At 63.7% G+C, this 18,575-nt stretch carries 15 protein-coding genes; 13 read left to right on the forward strand and 2 right to left on the reverse strand.

Annotated elements, in window-relative coordinates; translation table 11 throughout:
- The first annotated feature begins 50 nt into the window (after positions 1 to 50).
- Positions 51 to 2,501, forward strand: coding sequence for a TonB-dependent receptor (locus CSQ95_RS17370; RefSeq protein WP_099410406.1), 2,451 nt, complete (start codon positions 51 to 53; stop codon positions 2,499 to 2,501).
- 95 nt (positions 2,502 to 2,596) lie between these two features.
- On the opposite strand, the gene xseA is transcribed toward CSQ95_RS17370, so the two are convergent.
- Complete coding sequence (xseA, locus tag CSQ95_RS17375; RefSeq protein WP_099410407.1) at positions 2,597 to 3,958, reverse strand: exodeoxyribonuclease VII large subunit; 1,362 nt, start codon at positions 3,956 to 3,958, stop codon at positions 2,597 to 2,599.
- A gap of 1,329 nt (positions 3,959 to 5,287) precedes the next feature.
- On the opposite strand from xseA, the gene CSQ95_RS17380 reads away from it, so the two are divergent.
- From CSQ95_RS17380 to CSQ95_RS17420, 9 genes are all read left to right on the forward strand, one after another.
- Positions 5,288 to 5,893: a MotA/TolQ/ExbB proton channel family protein gene (locus CSQ95_RS17380; RefSeq protein ID WP_058050625.1), complete on the forward strand. Its 606-nt coding sequence runs from the start codon at positions 5,288 to 5,290 to the stop codon at positions 5,891 to 5,893.
- Entirely contained in the window at positions 5,890 to 6,333 is a 444-nt protein-coding gene (locus tag CSQ95_RS17385) for a biopolymer transporter ExbD (protein ID WP_099410408.1), read from the forward strand. Before CSQ95_RS17380 ends, CSQ95_RS17385 begins: the two co-directional genes overlap by 4 nt.
- Positions 6,334 to 6,446: 113 nt before the next feature.
- Positions 6,447 to 7,502 (forward strand): tetraacyldisaccharide 4'-kinase, encoded by a 1,056-nt coding sequence (gene lpxK, locus CSQ95_RS17390; RefSeq protein WP_099410482.1) that lies wholly within the window; start codon positions 6,447 to 6,449, stop codon positions 7,500 to 7,502.
- A complete protein-coding gene (locus tag CSQ95_RS17395) occupies positions 7,483 to 7,659 on the forward strand; it encodes a Trm112 family protein (RefSeq protein ID WP_010395789.1) in 177 nt (58 codons plus the stop codon). The genes lpxK and CSQ95_RS17395 overlap by 20 nt, the downstream gene beginning before the upstream one ends.
- A 2-nt stretch (positions 7,660 to 7,661) precedes the next feature.
- Complete coding sequence (gene kdsB, locus CSQ95_RS17400) at positions 7,662 to 8,420, forward strand: 3-deoxy-manno-octulosonate cytidylyltransferase (RefSeq protein ID WP_099410409.1); 759 nt, start codon at positions 7,662 to 7,664, stop codon at positions 8,418 to 8,420.
- 275 nt (positions 8,421 to 8,695) lie between these two features.
- The gene (gene adk, locus CSQ95_RS17405; RefSeq protein ID WP_070224611.1) at positions 8,696 to 9,352 is read left to right on the forward strand and encodes an adenylate kinase; all 657 of its coding nucleotides are present in this window, start codon (positions 8,696 to 8,698) and stop codon (positions 9,350 to 9,352) included.
- A gap of 194 nt (positions 9,353 to 9,546) precedes the next feature.
- On the forward strand, positions 9,547 to 11,670 hold the full coding sequence (locus tag CSQ95_RS17410; RefSeq protein WP_099410410.1) for a sodium-translocating pyrophosphatase: 2,124 nt from the start codon (positions 9,547 to 9,549) through the stop codon (positions 11,668 to 11,670).
- A 200-nt stretch (positions 11,671 to 11,870) separates the two neighbouring features.
- Positions 11,871 to 12,257: a hypothetical protein gene (locus CSQ95_RS30095; protein ID WP_099410411.1), complete on the forward strand. Its 387-nt coding sequence runs from the start codon at positions 11,871 to 11,873 to the stop codon at positions 12,255 to 12,257.
- Positions 12,258 to 12,270: 13 nt separating this feature from the next.
- Positions 12,271 to 12,771: a glycine zipper family protein gene (locus CSQ95_RS17420; protein ID WP_180279085.1), complete on the forward strand. Its 501-nt coding sequence runs from the start codon at positions 12,271 to 12,273 to the stop codon at positions 12,769 to 12,771.
- Here CSQ95_RS17420 and CSQ95_RS17425 read toward each other — a convergent pair.
- Complete coding sequence (locus tag CSQ95_RS17425; RefSeq protein ID WP_099410413.1) at positions 12,768 to 14,825, reverse strand: TonB-dependent receptor domain-containing protein; 2,058 nt, start codon at positions 14,823 to 14,825, stop codon at positions 12,768 to 12,770. The genes CSQ95_RS17420 and CSQ95_RS17425 overlap by 4 nt on opposite strands.
- A 279-nt stretch (positions 14,826 to 15,104) precedes the next feature.
- Between CSQ95_RS17425 and CSQ95_RS17430 the strand changes: the two genes are divergently transcribed.
- The 3 genes from CSQ95_RS17430 (at position 15,105) to ggt (ending at position 18,421) form a co-directional block, all read left to right on the forward strand.
- On the forward strand, positions 15,105 to 15,527 hold the full coding sequence (locus CSQ95_RS17430; RefSeq protein ID WP_143449995.1) for a hypothetical protein: 423 nt from the start codon (positions 15,105 to 15,107) through the stop codon (positions 15,525 to 15,527).
- 149 nt (positions 15,528 to 15,676) lie between these two features.
- Complete coding sequence (locus tag CSQ95_RS17435; protein ID WP_099410415.1) at positions 15,677 to 16,435, forward strand: 3-hydroxyacyl-CoA dehydrogenase; 759 nt, start codon at positions 15,677 to 15,679, stop codon at positions 16,433 to 16,435.
- A gap of 210 nt (positions 16,436 to 16,645) precedes the next feature.
- Positions 16,646 to 18,421: a gamma-glutamyltransferase gene (gene ggt, locus CSQ95_RS17440; RefSeq protein WP_099410416.1), complete on the forward strand. Its 1,776-nt coding sequence runs from the start codon at positions 16,646 to 16,648 to the stop codon at positions 18,419 to 18,421.
- Positions 18,422 to 18,575: the final 154 nt, after the last annotated feature.

Genomic DNA, 18,575 nt, shown 5'->3' on the forward strand with positions numbered 1-18,575 from the left:
CAAAGAGCTATGTGATCATCATTCAACCAGCGGTACAGGAGACAACAACAATGCAACAGCTCAAACGCAATACCATCGCCCTCAGCCTGGCGCATGCGACCTTCGCCCAGTTCATCTTGCTGGGCAGCGGCGCCGCCATGGCCCAGGAGGCTGCAGCCACGGATGCGGCAAAACCGGCAGCCGAACAGATGGACCGCATCGTCGTCACGGCCACGCGCCGCAATACCTTCGTGCAGGAGACGCCGCTGGCCGTCACCGCCTTCAACCAGGACACCCTGCAAAACAATCAAGTGAAAGACCTGGCGTCGCTGGCCACCATGGTGCCCAGCCTCGTCGTCGAGCAGCATGGCGACTCAGGGGGCGTGCACGTCTACATGCGCGGCGTCGGCTCGGCCAACCACACGGAGCTGGGCGACCCGGCCGTCGCCTTCTATGTCGACGGCGTGTATTCGCCGCGTCCCCAGGGCGCCACGGCGCTGATGTACGACTTGAGCCACGTCGAGGTGGCGCGCGGACCGCAGGGCACCCTGAACGGCCGCAATTCGACGGCCGGCGCCGTCAACCTCGTCTCCGCCGCGCCAAGCACGGCCAAGTTCATGGGCTCGGCCGGCATCACCGTCGGCGACTACCGCCACCTGCAGACGCAGGGCATGATCAACATTCCGTTCTCCGACGACGTGGCGCTGCGCATCGCCGCCATCAAGGATAGTCACGACGGCACGGTGGACTTCCGCCGCGGCTCGAACGTCATGCCGGGCACGGCCAAGTATGGCGCCGGCGACCAGATGGGCGTGCGCGCCTCGCTGCTGTGGAAGTTCACGCCGCAGCTGCGCGGCACCTTCATCGCCGACTACTTCCTCGACCAGGGCGCCGGCAACGTCTACCTGGCGGCGGAACCGAAGCCGGGCGAGAAGCTGCGCTCGGCCCTGATCGATACGCCGGGCACCCTGGACCAGTCGATTTTGACCTACAAGGGCAAGCTTAATTACAAGCCGACGGATGCGCTGGACTTCACGTACCTGGGCAGCTGGAGCCGCTACAAGCGCCAGAACAGCAACGATGCCGATGCGGGGCTGTTCCCCGGCTTCAAGTCGGAAAACCGCACCGACTGGGCGCAGTTCGACAGCTATTCGCACGAACTGCAGGCGCGCTCGGACGACGATGCGCCATTCCAGTGGGTGGCCGGCCTGTTCCTGTTCAACGAAAAGAACAAGGTGCGCTTCGATATCGACCGCAGCCAGATTTCGCAGGCGGCCGTGCAGCAGGATATCGCCAATGGCGCCGTGATTTTCGTGCAGCCCACCGTGGGCCAGTATGCGTCGTCCATGTCCTTCATCCAGGGCGACCGCCAGCTCAAATCGAAAGCCGTGTTCGGCCAGGTCAGCCAGCAGCTGACGGACCAGATCAAGCTGACGGCAGGCGCGCGCTACACGAAAGACCATAAATTCGACATCGGCGGCCAGAACTGGGCGTGCCCGAACTGGCCCGCGAACACGCCGCTGGGCACCACCGTGCTGACCGCCGACCAGCTGCGCCAGCTGGTCACGCCGGGCACGGGCCTGGCCAACACGCACAATATCGGCCCCGGCGGCGCCATCACGGCGGCCGCCTGCGGCAATACGCCGGGCGACAATACGGCCGACCTGAAATACGGCCAGGCCACCTGGCTGGGCCGCATCGAGTACAAGCTGCGTCCGGACATTCTGCTGTTTGGCTCCGTGACGACGGGCTTCCATTCGCCGGCCATCGGCGACGGCGGCGCCACCACCAAGCCGGAAAAGCTGACCAGCTATGAAATCGGCTTCAAGTCGGACTTGCTGAACCGCGAACTGACCCTGAACCTCGATGCCTTCCTGATGAAGTACAAGGACAAGCTCGAATCGCAGGTGGTCAACAGCGTGCTGGCCAACTTCAATGCGGCCGGCGCCACCGTCAAGGGCCTGGAAGCGGAATGGGTGTGGCGGCCGACGAAGGTCGACCGCCTGACGGGCAACGCCACCTGGCTCAAAGCCGTGTATGACGACTTCATGTCGTGCGACGTAGATGCGGCGCGCGCGAATGGCCAGTCCTGCGGGTCGACGGCGCCATTGGTGAACGTGGGCGGCAGCACCATGAAGCACGCGCCGAAGTTTTCCACCACGGTCCAGTACGAGCATGATTTCACGGTGGCCGGCGGCCAGCTCACGCCGCGCGCCTCGGTGCATTATGAAACCATGTCGTACGTGGGCGCGGGCGCGTTCAACGGCGACGTGCCGGGCCATGCGGGCGTCAAGCGCCAGGAAGCCTACACGACCCTGGACTTGAGCCTGCGCTTCCAGCCGGCGAACAAGGCGTACACGGTGGAAGCGTTCGTGCAGAACGCCACCGACAAGGCGGTCAAGCTGGACGTCAATGAAATCTGCACGGACGTGGGCATGCCATGCCAGCCCACGCAGCAGATCTACGGCGCCTTCTACAACGCGCCGCGCACGTTTGGCGCGCGCGTGTCGATGAAGTTTTAAATGAGGTAGTGTGAAAGAGCAGTTGCAGTCGCAGTCCACTCAGTAGGGGAAGGTGTTGGGCCGGGGAGCTTCCCCGGCCTTTTTTATTCCAGCGCTTATTCCAGAGTTGCCTGCACGCTGGCGATGCCGATCTGCGCGCTGCCTTCGGCCAGGCGCACGTTGACGTTCTGGCGCGCCTGCAGTTGCGCCGGCGAGCGCACGATGGCGCCTTTTTCATCGCGCAGGATCGCGTAGCCGCGTTCCAGGGTGCGCTGCGGATTCAACAGCTCCAGCTGCGCCGCCAGGCCGTCGAGGCGGTGGCGCCGCTGGCTGAGCAGCTGCGCCATGGCCGCGCCGCCGCGCCGCTGCGCTTCCACCAGGCGCGCGCGCGGCGCAGTGACGTCGGGCCGCAAGGCGGCCCAGCGGTTGCGCAGGCGTTCCAGTGCGTACTGCGACTGGTTCACGGGCGCGCGCGCCGCATGCGTCATGGCCGTGGACAGGGCCAGCAGCTGCAGGCGCTGCTGCTGCAGCTGCGCCTTCGGGTTGAGCAGGCGGCGGCTATGGCGGTCCAGGGTTTGCGCCGCGTCGTCGAGGCGGCGGCGCATGGCGCGGCGCAAGTCCGTTGCGTCGGCGCGCAGGGAAGCCATCCAGTCCGCGCGCGGCGTGGCCGCCAGTTCGGCCGCCGCCGTCGGCGTGGCCGCGCGCAGGTCGGCTGCGAAGTCGGCGATGGTGAAATCCGTCTCGTGGCCCACGCCGCTGATCACGGGCATGGAACAATCGGCGATCGCATGCGCCACGGCTTCATCGTTGAACGACCATAAATCCTCGATGCTGCCGCCGCCACGGCACACCAGCAGAACGTCGCACTCGGCCCTGGCCGATGCCGTGCGGATCGCTTGGGCGATTTTTTCCGGCGCCTGCTGGCCCTGCACGGGCGTGGGATACAGGATGATGGACACGTGCGGCGCGCGGCGCTGCAAGGCGATCAGCACGTCGCGCAGGGCGGCCGCCTGCGGGCTGGTGACGATGCCGATGCTGCGCGCGAACATGGGAATGGCGCGCTTGCGTTCCTGGTCGAACAGGCCCTGCGCGGCCAGCTTTTCCTTCAGGCGCTGGAACGCTTCGTACAGGGCGCCCACGCCGGCGCGGCGGATGGCTTCCACGTTGATCTGGTAGTCGCCGCGTGCGCCGTACAGGGTGACGAGGGCGCGCACTTCGACCTTGTCGCCTTCGCGCGGCGTGAAGCCGGCGTACTGGGCGCGGCCGCGGAACATCACGGCGCGCACCTGGGCGCCATCGTCCTTCAAGGTGAAATACCAGTGGCCGGAAGCGGCGCGCGTGAAGTTGGAAATCTCGCCGGCGATCCAGGTCAGGGGGAACGAGCGCTCGAGCAGGCGCGCGACGGCCTGGTTCAGGGCGCTGACGGTCAGCACGGGCGGGGCGGCAAAGCCGCTGTCAGTCGGGGTGTCTGTCATCATAAAGCTGGGAGCGGGAAGGGAACTGTCCACATATTATCGGCGAGGTCATGCTTATGTCATATATCGTGCAAAACAACAAGTTCTATTTCTAAGTAATTGATTTCATGATGAATTCCCGTATGCCTGATTTGCGTGCACAGGGAAAAAATCCTTTAATATCAAGCACATCAGTGCAGCCCCTGCCACTTACGCACAAAGTTATCCACAGAAAGTGTGCGGAACTTTTTGCCTTGGTCAAACATGGCCCGGCTGGCCCTGATTGAGCGATAAAAGTGCCTTGCTACATTTTTGCGCACGGAAATAAAGTGCATAGGAATCAAGCGCTTAGTATGCCATGCATGGCCTTGCGCACAATCTTATCCACAAAAAATGTGCAGAACTCCCGCGCGGCAGCGGATTTATCCACCGGAATGCCTATTGCATGGCTTGCCTGAATTTTACGCAGCATAAAAATAGCCATATAGATCAATGGCCTAGCGTTCGAGCGTGCGCCTTGCTCACAATCTTATCCACAGAATATGTGCAAAACCGCATAAACCGTTTCGCTTTTTCCGGGAGTTTTCCACGGCGCGAGCAGGCGCTTGCGCTGCCTTATTTTTCAGCATCGAAAAAAACTCCTTTAAAATCAATGATCTTGCATGGAGTCAATCGGCTTGCTCACAATCTTATCCACACTTTATGTGTGAAACTGTCCAGGCGGTGGGAAAGTGCCACGGCGGCGCCCGATTTCGCCATAAAAATCGCTGTTTTAGGCCATTGCCACATTTTTATGCAGGGAAATAAAAACGATATAAATCAATGTACTTAGCATCTATCTTTGCGCTTGCACACAATCTTGTCCACAGATTGTGTGCAGAACTTTGACGGTCCCTCTGCCGCCGATTGTGCGCCGTCTGCCACTTTTTTACTCATTAATTTAATTTCCTTTAAAATCAATGGCTTAATTAAATTTCACGGCTTTGCGCACAATCTTGTCCACAGTAAATGTGCAGAACTCTGCAAGTATTAATTTATTGACATTGACTACTGTCGATAAGCTGCTATGCCTGTATTTTGCGCAGCATGATAATTCCCATGTAAATCAAGGACTTGTGCGCTGGACTTCATGCTTGCTCACAATCTTATCCACACAAAGTGTGCAAAACTGTGCGCTGGAGCCGCAGCCCGGAGCGTGATGTGGATAAGGGCACATGCAGGCGCCACTTGCCGCCGGCGCGGCAACGCGCTACATTGCGCCATTCCTGCGCGCACGTGCCATCGGTCTTCGGCGCTCGGTACAATACAGGCTGTCCGGGCGGTTCATCGCCTTCCCTTTACCAGGAGTTTCTTTTGCTCGCTATATTTCAAGCCGCTGGCTGGCCCATCTGGCTGTTGTTGATCGCTTCCATCGTCGCCCTGGCCCTGATCATCGAGCGCCTGCTGTATTTGCGACGCGCCAAGATCCTGCCACGCAAGCTGTTCGATGAAGTGGTGCAGGTATATCGCAGCGGCAAGATCACGCCGGACACGGTGGCCAAGCTGGAAGGCAATTCGCCGCTGGGCGTGGTGCTGGCCGCCGCCCTGCGCAACGTCGACGCGCCGCGCGAAGTGATGAAGGAATCGATCGAAGAGGCGGGCAGCGGCGTGGCCCACACGCTGGAGCGGTTCCTGACGACCCTGGGCACCATCGCCACCCTGGCCCCGCTGATGGGCCTGTTCGGCACGGTGGTGGGCATGATCGAAATCTTCGGTTCGCAAAACGCCAGCGGCTCGAATCCCGCCCAGCTGGCCCACGGTATCTCGGTGGCCCTGTATAACACGGGCTTCGGCCTGGCCATCGCCATGCCGACCCTCGTCTTCTACCGCCATTTCCGCGCCCTCGTCGACAGTTTCGTCATTGACATGGAGCAGCAAGCCGTCAAGTTCGTCGACATCGTCCACAGTGGCCGCAAATGAACTTCCGCAAAGGCAAGGGGCGTGAAGACCCCGAAATCAACCTGATCCCGTTCATCGACGTGCTGCTGGTGATCCTGATCTTCCTGATGGTCAGCACCACCTACAGCAAGTTTACGGAGTTGCAGATCACCTTGCCGACGGCCGACGCCGAGCTAGCCAAGGAGAAGCCGCAGCAGATCGACGTCACCATCGATGCCAAGGGCAATTACACGGTCAACCGCGAACCCATATCATTCCGCGACGTGGCCGGCCTGGCCGACGCCCTGCAAAACGCGGCCAAGGCGGCCAACGGCGGCAAGGCGCCCGCGCAGACGCCCGTGGTCGTCGTCAACGCCGACCAGTTCGCCATGCACCAGATGGTCATCCACGTGATGGAAGCGGCGCGCCTGGCCGGCTATGAAAAGCTGACGTTTGCGGCGCAGGCGGGCAGCAGCAAGTAGGTCGGCTTAGCCGGAACGGCGTAAGCCGACACAAGCCGCAGCCGAGCATGTCGGATTACGCTGCGCCTGGCGGCGCGGCTAATCCGACCTACACCATTTTTACGTCTTCCTTCATGCCCACATCCTCCCCCGCCAAGCTTGAAACCACATTGACCCGCGCCTGGTTGTCGCGCGGCCCGCTGGCGTGCGCGCTGTGGCCCGTTTCCCTGCTGTTCGGCGCCCTGAGCGCCATCCGGCGCGGCCTGTATCGCGCCAACATCATCAAATCCGCGCGCCTGCCCGTGCCCGTCGTCGTCGTCGGCAATATCTTTATCGGCGGCACGGGCAAGACGCCGCTGACGATCTGGCTGGTGCAAGCCTTGCGCGACGCGGGCATGCGCCCGGGCGTCATTTCGCGCGGCCATGGCAGCGCCGACCGTTCGCCGCGCGCCGTCACCGCCGCTTCCACGCCGCAGCAGGTGGGCGACGAACCGCTGCTGATCTTCCAGCGCGGCGGCTGCCCCGTGATGGTGGGGCGCGACCGCACGCAAGCGGGCAGGGCGCTGCTGGCCGCGCACCCGGACGTCAACGTGCTCGTCACGGACGACGGCTTGCAGCATTACGCCTTGCGGCGCGACGTGGAAATCGTGCTGTTCGACAGCCGCGGCGCGGGCAATGGCTGGCTGCTGCCGGCCGGCCCCTTGCGCGAATCGCCGCGCCGCCGGCGTGACGTGACGGTGATCAATGCGCCCGAGCTGGCGCCGGCGCTGGTGGACCAGGTCGCGCCCAAGGGCGGCCTGGTGGTGCAGATGCGGCTCGATGGCGGCATGGCCGAGCGCATGACAGACCGCAACGAGCGCATGCCGCTCGAGACCCTGGCGGCCGGCGGCCGGCGCATCGTGGCGGCGGCCGGCATCGGCAATCCGCAGCGCTTTTTCAGCATGCTGCGCGGCGCCGGATTGCGTTTTGCCGAGCTGCCCCTGCCCGACCATCACGACTTTCTCGACCAGCCATTTGCAGCACTCGACACGGATGTGATCTTGATCACCGAGAAGGATGCAGTAAAATGTGCGCAAATTGAATATCTCAAAGATGACCCGAGACTGTGGGTCGTCCCCGTCAGTGCGCGCATCGATAGCGCGCTGGCCCAACAAATTGTGGAGAAATGTCGTGGACGCTCGACTGCTTGATATCCTGGTCTGCCCTGTTTGCAAGGGTCCGCTTGAACACGATAAGAAGGCGCAGGAACTGATTTGCCGCGCCGACCGTCTCGCCTATCCTATCCGCGATGGCATCCCCATCATGTGGGCGGACGAAGCGCGCACCCTGCAAGACGCAGTGGAATAACGATGGCGTTCATCGTCATCATCCCGGCCCGCCTGGCTTCGACCCGCCTTCCGGGCAAGCCGCTGGCCGACCTGGGCGGCAAGCCCATGGTGGTGCGCGTGGCCGAGCAGGCAGTCCTGTCCGGCGCCGCGCGCGTCATCGTCGCCACCGACCATGCATCCATCCGCGACGCCTGCGCCGCGCATGGCGTGGAAGTGTGCATGACGCTTGCCGACCATCCGTCGGGCACGGACCGCATCGCCGAAGTGGCGCGCACGCTCGGGCTGCCGCCGGACGCCGTCGTCGTCAACCTGCAGGGCGACGAACCGCTGATCGATCCGGCCCTGCTGGCCGCCTGCGCGGGGCAGATCAGCGCCGCCGTCCCCATGGCCACGTGCGCCCATCCGCTGCATGACGTGCTTGAGGCCTTCAATCCGAATGTCGTCAAGGTGGTGCTGGACAAGGCAAACCGCGCCTTGTATTTTTCGCGCGCCACCATCCCCTGGCACCGCGACGGCTTTGCCCAGTCGAAAGACAGCTTGCCGGCCGGCTACGTGCCCTTGCGCCATATCGGCTTGTATGCCTACAGCAATGCATTTTTGCAAACGTATCCCACGCTCTCCGCGTCGCCGCTGGAAGCGATCGAAGCGCTGGAGCAGTTGCGCGTGCTGTGGCACGGTTACGCCATCGCCGTGCACGTCACGGACTCGGCCCCGGCCGCCGGCGTGGACACGCCGGAAGATCTGGAACGCGTGCAGGCGCACTACCGCCACGCCACCTGAGAAAACGTCCATGGCTGCCTTGCCCTGAACGTATTTCAGGCGTCGTGCGTGCGCGAGAAAAACTTTATGCGGGGCCTGCCACAAAAAACCACATTTTGAAACACCTGCTTCGCTAATTGCTGGCTTTGATCAATCAGGGCATAGCAATTCGACAGCAAACTGGCGTTCCGGGGATTTTTTGTGGTAAGTTTCGTAGGGAAAGATAGCCATAGCAACATCATCTAAAAATAATTACACATACCACCATCCAAAATCTGTTTTTTAGGAACTTTTCAATGCGTCTGATACTTTTAGGAGCACCCGGTGCCGGCAAGGGCACCCAAGCTAACTTCATCAAAGAAAAATACAATATTCCACAAATCTCCACGGGCGACATGCTGCGCGCGGCGATCAAGGAAGGCACCGAACTGGGCCTGGCAGCTAAAAAAGTCATGGATGCGGGCGGCCTCGTGTCGGACGACATCATGATCGGCCTGGTCAAGAACCGCCTGCAGGAAGCCGATTGCGCCAATGGCTACCTGTTCGACGGCTTCCCGCGCACCATCGCGCAAGCGGACGCCATGAAGGATGCCGGCATCAATGTCGACTACGTGCTGGAAATCGACGTGCCGGATGAGTCGATCATCGAGCGCATGGACGGCCGCCGCAGCCACCCGGGTTCGGGCCGCGTCTACCACGTCAAATTCAATCCGCCCAAGGTCGACGGCGTCGACGACATCACGGGCGAGCCGCTGATCCAGCGCGACGACGACAAGGCTGAAACGGTCAAGAAGCGCCTGGACGTGTACCACAACCAGACCAAGGTCTTGCTCGGTTACTACAACGACTGGGCCAAGTCCGGCCTGCCGGGCGCGCCGAAATACCGCCGCATCGCCGGCGTCGGTCCGGTCGAGCAAATCCGCGACAGCGCATTTGCCGCCCTGGCGGAATAAGCAGTATTGAAAAGCGGACCTCAGTGTCCGCTTTTTTTGTGCCCGCTTTTCAGGCAGACTGCAAGCATGGCTGTATGTCTTACGTTTTCGTAGTTGAAGTTTTTTGCAGGTCGTGTTTTCCTGGCTGCGCGCGCCTACCCGGTGCGGTCTGCAGCTGTCGGCAATGACGTCGGATAAAAACAGAAGGGGACGATATGGCAGCCAGTTTGTGGTTTGCGGTAGCCTGCGGCGTGGTCGCAGTCATCTATGGTTTGGTGTCGCGCAGCTGGATCCTGCGCCAGGATCCCGGCAACGCGCGCATGCAGGAAATCGCGCTGGCCATCCAGCAGGGCGCGGCCGCCTACCTGGCACGCCAGTACCGCACCATCGCCATCGTCGGCGTGGCGCTGCTGATCGCCATCTATATCTTGCTCGGCCTGCATACTGCGCTGGGCTTTCTGATCGGCGCCGTGCTGTCGGGCGCCTGCGGCTTCATCGGCATGAATGTCTCGGTACGGGCCAATGTGCGCACGGCGCAGGCGGCCACCCTGGGCATCAATCAGGCATTGAACGTGGCCTTCAAGGGCGGGGCGATCACGGGCATGCTGGTGGTCGGTCTGGGCTTGCTGGGCGTGACCCTGTTTTACTGGCTGCTGGTGACGACGGGCGCGCCAGGCCTGACCCAGCATGACCTGATCAAGCCCCTGATCGGCCTAGCCTTTGGCGCCTCGCTCATTTCCATCTTCGCGCGTCTGGGCGGCGGCATTTTCACCAAGGGCGCCGACGTGGGCGCGGACCTGGTGGGCAAGGTCGAGGCGGGCATTCCCGAGGACGATCCGCGCAACCCTGCCGTCATCGCCGACAACGTGGGCGACAACGTGGGCGACTGCGCCGGCATGGCGGCCGACCTGTTCGAAACCTATGTCGTGACCCTGATCGCCACCATGCTGCTGGGCGCGCTGCTGATGGCCGAAGCGAGCAGCACGGCCATCCTCTATCCGCTGCTGCTGGGCGCCGTTTCCATCCTCGCCTCCATCGTCGGTTGCTCGATGGTGAAGACCAAGCCGGGCGCGAAAATCATGTCGGCCCTGTACACGGGCCTGTGGTGGGCTGCCGGCCTGTCGCTGGTGGGCTTTGCCGTGGTCACGTGGCTGCTGTGGCCCGACGACGCCATGCGCTACAAGATGCTGGGCGCCACCGTCGTCGGCATCGTCCTCACGGGCCTGATGGTCTACATCACCGAGTACTACACGGGCACGGACTTCAAGCCCGTGCGCCATATCGCCGAAGCGTCGACGACGGGCCACGGCACGAATATCATCGCCGGCCTGGGCGTGTCGATGAAGTCCACCGCCTACCCGGTGCTGGCCGTCTGCGTCGCCATCCTCGTGTCGTACCAGCTGGCGGGCCTGTACGGCATCGCCATCGCGGCCACCTCGATGCTGTCGATGGCGGGCATCATCGTCGCGCTCGACGCGTATGGCCCCATCACCGATAACGCGGGCGGCATCGCGGAAATGTCGGGCCTGCCCGACTCCGTGCGCGCCATCACCGACCCGCTCGACGCCGTCGGCAATACGACCAAGGCCGTTACCAAGGGCTACGCCATCGGCTCGGCGGGCCTGGCCGCGCTGGTGCTGTTCGCCGACTACACGCATGCGCTCGAATCCGTGGGCCAGCACATCACCTTCGACTTGTCGAACCCCATGGTGATCGTCGGCCTGTTCATCGGCGGCCTGATACCGTACCTGTTCGGCGCCATGGCGATGGAAGCCGTGGGCCGCGCGGCCGGCGCCGTGGTGGTCGAGGTGCGCCGCCAGTTCCGCGACATCAAGGGCATCATGGAAGGCACGGCGCGGCCCGAATACGACAAGGCCGTCGACATGCTGACGGCGTCGGCCATCCGCGAAATGATCGTGCCCTCCTTGCTGCCCGTCGTGGTGCCCATCGTCGTGGGCATGCTGCTGGGGCCGGCGGCGCTGGGCGGCCTCTTGATGGGAACCATTGTGACGGGTCTGTTCGTGGCCATTTCCATGACCACGGGCGGCGGCGCCTGGGACAATGCGAAGAAATACATCGAGGATGGCCATTTCGGCGGCAAGGGTTCCGACGCGCACAAGGCGGCCGTCACGGGCGACACCGTGGGCGACCCGTACAAGGATACGGCGGGACCGGCCGTCAATCCCTTGATCAAGATCATCAATATCGTGGCTCTGCTGCTGGTGCCGCTGCTGCCGGCCACGGGCTGGCTGGCCGTCAAGGCGCCAGCACCTGTCCACGCGCCCGTGCCGCCCATCCTGGCACCGGCGACACCCGTGCAAAGCTTGCCGGCGCAATAGACCGCGCCACTCCATGCAGCCCCGTGGCCCGCGCCGCGGGGCTGTTTGCATTTTCTGCAGGTGAAACTTTCCTGCACTCCATATCCTCGGCGTATCAAAAGTGAGCAATTGTTACGGCGCCTTTGCTTGTGCCGGCCCCTTGCCAATAATGGAGTGAAAAGGTGAGCTTCACAGTCTGGCAGGGAAAGCGGGAGGATGTCATGGACAGCATCAACAGAAAGGGCGGCGCGCTGCTGGCGTTGCTGATATTGAGCGGTGTTGCCGGGTTGGCCCAGGCGGAGCCGGGCCGGCACGGCGGTTTCCACGGCCATCACGGCCACTTCCATGGCCATTCGCACGTGGGCGTCTGGGTGGGAGCGCCCTTGTGGTATGGCTATGGGCCGGGCTGGTATGGCGACCCGTGGTATGGCTATCCCTATCCGTATGGGCGCACGGTGGTCGTGCAGCCGGCACCCGTGTACATCGAGCAGGGCGGCGAGCCGACGGCGCAGATGTGGTACTACTGCGCGCGGCCGCAGGGCTATTATCCCTACGTGAAAAATTGCAGTACGGCATGGCGTGCCGTGCTGCCGACCAGCGTGCGCTGACGGGGAGGTCAACATGAATACGAGAGCGTTAATGGGGCGTGCCGGCCTGCTGGCGCCGCTGCTGCTGGCCGCCTGCACGGTGATGCCGGAAGGGCCGTCGGCCATGGTCTTGCCCGGCACGAGCAAGAGTTTCGAACAATTCCGCAGCGACGATCTGCAGTGCCGCGGCTATGCGCAAGGCCAGTTGGGCGGCAGTTCGGCACAGCAGGCCAGCGTCGACAGCGGCGTGCGCAGCGCGGCGCTGGGTACGGTGCTCGGTGCGGCGGCCGGCGCCGCCATCGATGGCGGCCATGGCGCCGGCGTGGGTGCGGGCACGGGCTTGCTGTTCGGCGCGCTGGCAGGCACGGGCGCGGCGGACAGTTCCGCGTATGGCATGCAGCGCCGTTATGACTACGCCTACCAGCAATGCATGTATGCGAGCGGCCACAAGGTGCCCGTCGCCGGGCAGATGCTGAGCAGCGTCCCGGCGAATGCCGCCACGCCGCCGCCCGATGCGCCGCCGCCCCGTTATTAGAACCTTGAGGTCAGGCCCACGAACATGCGCCGTCCCGGCACGTAGTAGTCGACCAGGCCGTCGGCCATCGGTCCCTTCTTGAACAGGTTCTGCACGCCGCCGCGCACGGTCCACTGGGGTGTGACCTTGTACGACACGACGGTGTCGACGATGGTGTAGGCCTTGTCGGCCAGCTTGCCCGCGTCGAGTTCCTTGCCCGTGTACTGGGCCGACACTTCGCCGAACAGCTGGTCGTTGACTTGCCAGCCCAGCGCCGAATACCACGACAGCTTCGGCGTCGACAGCAGGTTGGCGCCCGTGGTCAGGTTTTTCGCCTCGGCCATGTAGGTCACGTTGTTACGCCAGTTCAGGTTTTTCGTCAGCGGGATATTCGCCGTCGCTTCCAGGCCGCTGGTGCGCGCTTTCTGGATATTCGTCATTTTGGTCCACCACTGCTTCTGGTAAAAACCCAGCGGCGCGTAGTCGATCTTGTTCTTGAAATCCGTGTGGAAGTACGTCAGGCCCACGTCCCAGCCATTCTGTTCCCACGCCACGCCGATCTCGCCGGCCGTGCTCGTTTCCGGCTTCAAGTCCGCATTGCCGGCCATGTAGCAGCCGCCCGTGATGTAGCCGAGCGGTTTGAGGCTGCCGCAACCGCGTCCGCCCGACTGCGTGGCCGCCGCCGGCGAGTTTTCCTTCAGGCTGGGGGCGCGGAAGCCTTGCGAGATGCCGCCCTTGATGGTCCAGGCCGGGGCCGGGTGGTACACGAGGTAGAGGCGCGGGCTGTAGTGATTGCCGAACTTGCTGTGGTGATCGAGACGCAGGCCGGCCGTGGCCGTCAGGTTGTCGCGCAGGAACAGCTGATCTTCCGCAAACAGGGCCGAGGTGGTGCCGGACAGGGTGGCGCCGCTCACGGGGTTGCCCAGGTAATCGGTGGGGATGGTGCCGATGGTGTCCGTGTTCGTCAGTTCCTGGTGCTTCCACTGGCCGCCCATCACCAGCATTTGCTCGATGCCGCCCCAGCCGACCCGTTTTTCCAGGCTGGCGTCCAGCGTGCTGTCCTTGGATTTGGCCACCGTGCCGACGACTTCGTTGTCGAAATCGTTGTGGTACAGGTTGACCACGGCCTTGCCGAAGTCCCAGCGGCCTTCATAGCCGATGCTGGCGCTCTTGCGTATCAGCTTGCTGGCGCCCCAGGCGCCGAACAGCGGGTAGCCGTCCGCATCGAGCGTGGTCGAATCCGTCGATTGCTGCTTGCCGTAGCTGGCGTCCAGCGACAGGTTCTGCTTCTTGTCCAGCGCCCAGTTCAGCTGGCCCGAGACAGTCTGGTTGCGTTCGCCGCCGATGCCGCCCGATTTGCCGATCGCTTTTTCATCGGGATTCTGGCGCGTCTGGCCCACGCCCAGGCGCATGCCCACCGTGTCCGACAAGGGGCCGGCCAGGTTCACGCCCAGCTGGTGCGCCGTGCCGCGGCCGCTGTCCTGCGGCTGCGTGTAGTTGGCCGTGGCCGAACCGTTCCATTTGCCCGGCACCTTGCGCGTGATGATGTTGATCACGCCGCCCATGGCGTCCGAGCCGTACAGCGACGACATGGGGCCGCGCACCACTTCGATGCGCTCGATCATGTCGGGCGAAATCCAGTTCAAGTCCTGGCGGCCCAGGTCGGGACGGTAGGCCGTGTCGGCCGAGCTGCCGACGCGCTTGCCGTCGACGAGGATCAAGGTGTATTTGTCTGGCAGGCCGCGCAGCTTGATCTTCGACTCTTCGCCCACGGGGCTGGTGCCGCCCGTCACGCCGGGGATGCGGCGCAGCAGGGTATTCAAGTCATACACGGGCTGGCGCTCGATTTCCTCGCGCGTGATGACGCTGATGCTGGCCGGCGCATCCTTGATATCGATGGCCGTGCCCGATGCCGTGACGACCACCGTGTTCATGGTGGGATCGGCGGCCGCATTGCCTTCGGCCCAGGCGCTGCTGACGGCCAAGGAGAGCAGGCAGGGCAGAAGCAGAGTGGCGCAATGGATGGGGCGGGCGAGCGTAACAGGATGAATGAAGGCGGGACTGCGCTTGGTCATGGTGAACTTTCCGGATGTTGTTTTTTCCTGGCTGCCTTCCGGGTGGCTCGGGTATGAATGATTGAAAATGCAATAAACTGCGCTCCTATTCCGCGAATGAGAATAAGAATCGTTCTTATTGTAATGCCATCCTGGCAAGAAGGAAAGTGCTGAAAGGAAATAAAACACCGTTGCAGCGTGGACATGACGGCTGCCAGCGTGTGCGTGTTACTCGCGCTGGCATCTGGCGCCGTGCGTGCCAATAATGAAAGCGGTATGATCAATGCTTGGGGAGGGGGCATGAAGACGATGACAAAAAACATGCTGGCGCTGGCCGGCGCCCTGCTGCTCGCTGGCGGCCATGCCTGGGCGCAGGAACCTGCTGCGTCCGATCAACTGCCCGTGTGCCAGCTCGACCCGCGTGACAGCGGCAAGCTCGCGGTGGAACCGTGCCGCCCGGCGCCGCCCGTGCAGCCGCGCCGTTCCGTGGCGCAGGTGATCGGCCGCATGCCGGCCCAGCCAGCGCCACCGGTCGTGCCCATGGCGCCGCTGCCGCCCAGCCCGGCCGTGCCGATGCCGCGCGCGCCGCAGCCCATCGGTTCATGCGACACGGGCGGTTGCCGCGACGCTGCCGGCGCGCGCTACAACGGCGCGGGCAACGCCACGCTCGATGCCAACGGGCGCATCTGCCACCGCAACGGCGCTTTCATCCAGTGTTTTTAAGCCGGCCATACGCTGGCGCTGCAAGTTTTCGCTCGGTGCGCTCAAAAATGGCTACAATTGTCGCCGACATTACGTTTACGTAAACGTAACTATGGCACCATGCAACCATCAGGCGCCGGGAACACGGCCCTTATCACTCAGGAGTTTTCATGCAGATTCAGAACAATGTATTCATCATCACGGGCGGCGCATCGGGTTTGGGCGCGGCCACGGCGCGCATGCTGACGGCGGCCGGCGGCAAGGTCGTGCTGGCTGACGTGCAGACGGAAGCGGGCCAGGCGCTGGCCGCTGAACTGAACGGTGTGTTCGTGCAGTGCGACGTGACGTCGGAAGAGGACGGCCTGGCCGTGGTAGCGGCGGCCACCAAGCTGGGCACCTTGCGCGGCCTGGTCAACTGCGCCGGCGTGGCGCCTGCCGTGAAAACCGTGGGCAAGGATGGCCCGCACCCGCTGGCCCTGTTCCAGAAAGTCGTCAACATCAACCTGGTGGGCACCTTCAATATGTGCCGCCTGGCGGCCGACGCCATGGCGAAACAGGATGCGACGGCCGAAGGCGAGCGCGGCATCATCATCAACACGGCTTCCGTGGCGGCCTACGATGGTCAGATCGGCCAGGCGGCCTACGCCTCGTCGAAGGCGGCCGTGGTGGGACTCACCCTGCCGATGGCGCGCGACCTGTCGCGCAACGGCATCCGCGTGATGACGGTGGCGCCCGGCATCTTCGAGACGCCGATGTTGCTGGGCATGCCGGCCGAAGTGCAGGATGCGCTGGGCAAGATGGTGCCGTTCCCTTCGCGCCTGGGCAAGCCCGGCGAATACGCGCAACTGGTGAAGGCCATCGTGGAAAACGTCATGCTCAATGGCGAAACGATCCGTCTCGATGGTGCGATCCGCATGCAGCCAAAGTAAGAGCACCTGGACAATGCCCAGAGCGTTGTTGCATGGCCCGGGCTTGTCATGCTTTGTACTATTCGTACTGTCTTCGGCCACGCGCCTAGCCCTGGACATCGCCAGGCACTCTTACGAAGGCAGTGCCCTAATGGGCATTTGATGTAGGATACCCCCGTATGGGGCGTACAGCCTTGCCTGGCTGTGCGCCCTTTTTTTATCGGAGAATCCATGATCGCATTGAAGCCGCTGGCGCTGAGCCTGACCTTGCTGGGAGCCCTCGCTGCCAGTCCCGTATTTGCCGAAGTGCCGCAAAAGGCGCCGGAAATCGCCACCGCGTATGCGGAAAAAAACGGCTGGGCGGCGCAGAAATTCATGGTCGCCGCCGCCAATCCGCTGGCCGCCGATGCCGGCTATCAGATGCTGAAAAAGGGCGGCAGCGCCATCGACGCGGCCATCGCCACGCAGCTGGTGCTCACCCTGGTCGAGCCGCAATCGTCGGGCATCGGCGGCGGCGCCTTCCTGCTGTACTCCACGGCCAAGGGCGTGCAGGCCTTCGACGGGCGCGAAACGGCGCCGGCCGCCGCCGATGAACACCTGTTCCAGAATGCCGACGGCAGCCCCGTCTCGCGCGCCACGGGCGTGGTGGGCGGGCGCTCCGTGGGTGCGCCGGGCGTGCTGCGCATGCTGGAGCTGGCACACAAGGAGCATGGCAAGCTGCCGTGGGCGACCCTGTTCGGCCCCGCCATCCGCCTCGCGCACGGCGGCTTTCCCGTCAGCCAGCGCCTCAACGGCCTGTTGACCTGGGACCAGGCCCTGAAGCGCGACCCTGTCGCCGCCACGTATTTCTATGACGGCGAGGGCAAGGCCTGGCCCGTCGGCCACGTGCTGAAAAATCCGCAGCTGGCCCGCACCCTGCGCGAGATCGCCCGCGGCGGCGCCGACGCCTTTTACCAGGGCCGCATCGCGCGCGACATCGCCGCCAAGGTGGCGTCGCACCCGACCAATCCGGGCAAGCTGACGGCGCAGGATATCGCCGGCTACAAGGCCAAGGTGCGCGAGCCCGTCTGCAGCGATTACAAGGCCTGGACCGTGTGCGGCATGCCGCCGCCATCGTCGGGCGGCATCGCCATCGCGCAGATGCTGGGCATCCTGGAAGTGAAGGACATCCGCCCATATGCGCCCGTTGACGGCGTGCCCGATGCGCAGGCGATCCACCTGTTCTCGGAAGCGGGGCGCCTGGCCTACGCGGACCGCAACCGCTACGTGGCCGACACGGACTTCGTGCCGCTGCCGGGCAAGGGCGTCGCTTCGATGCTCGATAAAACCTATCTGGCGCAGCGCGCCGCCCTGATCGGCGAAAAATCCATGGGTAAAGCCTTGCCCGGCACGCCGCCCGGCATGCAGGTGGCGTGGGGCATGGACAACGCCCTGCAGCGCCCGTCGACGTCGCACCTGGTGGCCGTCGATGCTTTTGGGGGCGGCCTGTCGATGACCACCAGTGTGGAAGATGCGTTCGGCTCGCGCCAGATGGTCGACGGCTTTTTGCTGAACAACCAGCTGACGGATTTCTCGTTCGATTCGCGCGATGCGGACGGTCCCATCGCCAACCGGGTCGAGGCGGGCAAGCGTCCGCGCAGCGCCATGTCGCCCACCCTCGTGTTCGAGAAGGGCACGCACAAGCTGGTGCTGGCCACGGGTTCCCCGGGCGGTTCGTCCATCATCAATTATGTGGCCAAGGTCCTGGTCGGCACCATGGACTGGGGCTTGAACGTGCAGCAGGCCATCAGCCTGCCCAACTTCGGCAGCCGCAACGGTCCGACGGAACTGGAAAAGGGCCGCGCGCCGGCCGCCCAGGTCGAGGCGCTGCAGGCGATGGGCCACGAGGTGCGCGTCATCGAGCAGAATTCCGGCCTGCAGGGCATCATGCGGCTGAACGCGCATGGCAAGGATTTCTGGTTTGGCGGCGCCGATCCGCGGCGCGAAGGCATGGTTCGGGGCGATTAGGGGGCACCGGACCAAACCTACTGCGCGTCGGTATAGGCGGCCTGCGATGCTCACCGTACTAGAGTACGGTTGCGCTTCTTAGCCACCTCTCCCTTCCGCTCGCTACGGTTTTGTCCGGCGCCGTGCTGCCAACAATATACCTGCAGGAACTGGC

Origin of the sequence: Janthinobacterium sp. BJB304 (genome assembly GCF_002735765.1) — a bacterium.
Taxonomy (GTDB): Bacteria; Pseudomonadota; Gammaproteobacteria; order Burkholderiales; family Burkholderiaceae_D; genus Janthinobacterium.

Coding starts and splice junctions, on each gene's coding strand:
- CSQ95_RS17370 (WP_099410406.1), top strand. CDS start 51: ATGCAACAGCTCAAACGCAATACCATCGCCCTCAGCCTGGCGCATGCG.
- xseA (WP_099410407.1), bottom strand. CDS start 3,958: ATGATGACAGACACCCCGACTGACAGCGGCTTTGCCGCCCCGCCCGTG.
- CSQ95_RS17385 (WP_099410408.1), top strand. CDS start 5,890: ATGAACTTCCGCAAAGGCAAGGGGCGTGAAGACCCCGAAATCAACCTG.
- lpxK (WP_099410482.1), top strand. CDS start 6,447: ATGCCCACATCCTCCCCCGCCAAGCTTGAAACCACATTGACCCGCGCC.
- kdsB (WP_099410409.1), top strand. CDS start 7,662: ATGGCGTTCATCGTCATCATCCCGGCCCGCCTGGCTTCGACCCGCCTT.
- adk (WP_070224611.1), top strand. CDS start 8,696: ATGCGTCTGATACTTTTAGGAGCACCCGGTGCCGGCAAGGGCACCCAA.
- CSQ95_RS17410 (WP_099410410.1), top strand. CDS start 9,547: ATGGCAGCCAGTTTGTGGTTTGCGGTAGCCTGCGGCGTGGTCGCAGTC.
- CSQ95_RS30095 (WP_099410411.1), top strand. CDS start 11,871: ATGGACAGCATCAACAGAAAGGGCGGCGCGCTGCTGGCGTTGCTGATA.
- CSQ95_RS17420 (WP_180279085.1), top strand. CDS start 12,271: ATGAATACGAGAGCGTTAATGGGGCGTGCCGGCCTGCTGGCGCCGCTG.
- CSQ95_RS17425 (WP_099410413.1), bottom strand. CDS start 14,825: ATGACCAAGCGCAGTCCCGCCTTCATTCATCCTGTTACGCTCGCCCGC.
- CSQ95_RS17430 (WP_143449995.1), top strand. CDS start 15,105: ATGAAGACGATGACAAAAAACATGCTGGCGCTGGCCGGCGCCCTGCTG.
- CSQ95_RS17435 (WP_099410415.1), top strand. CDS start 15,677: ATGCAGATTCAGAACAATGTATTCATCATCACGGGCGGCGCATCGGGT.
- ggt (WP_099410416.1), top strand. CDS start 16,646: ATGATCGCATTGAAGCCGCTGGCGCTGAGCCTGACCTTGCTGGGAGCC.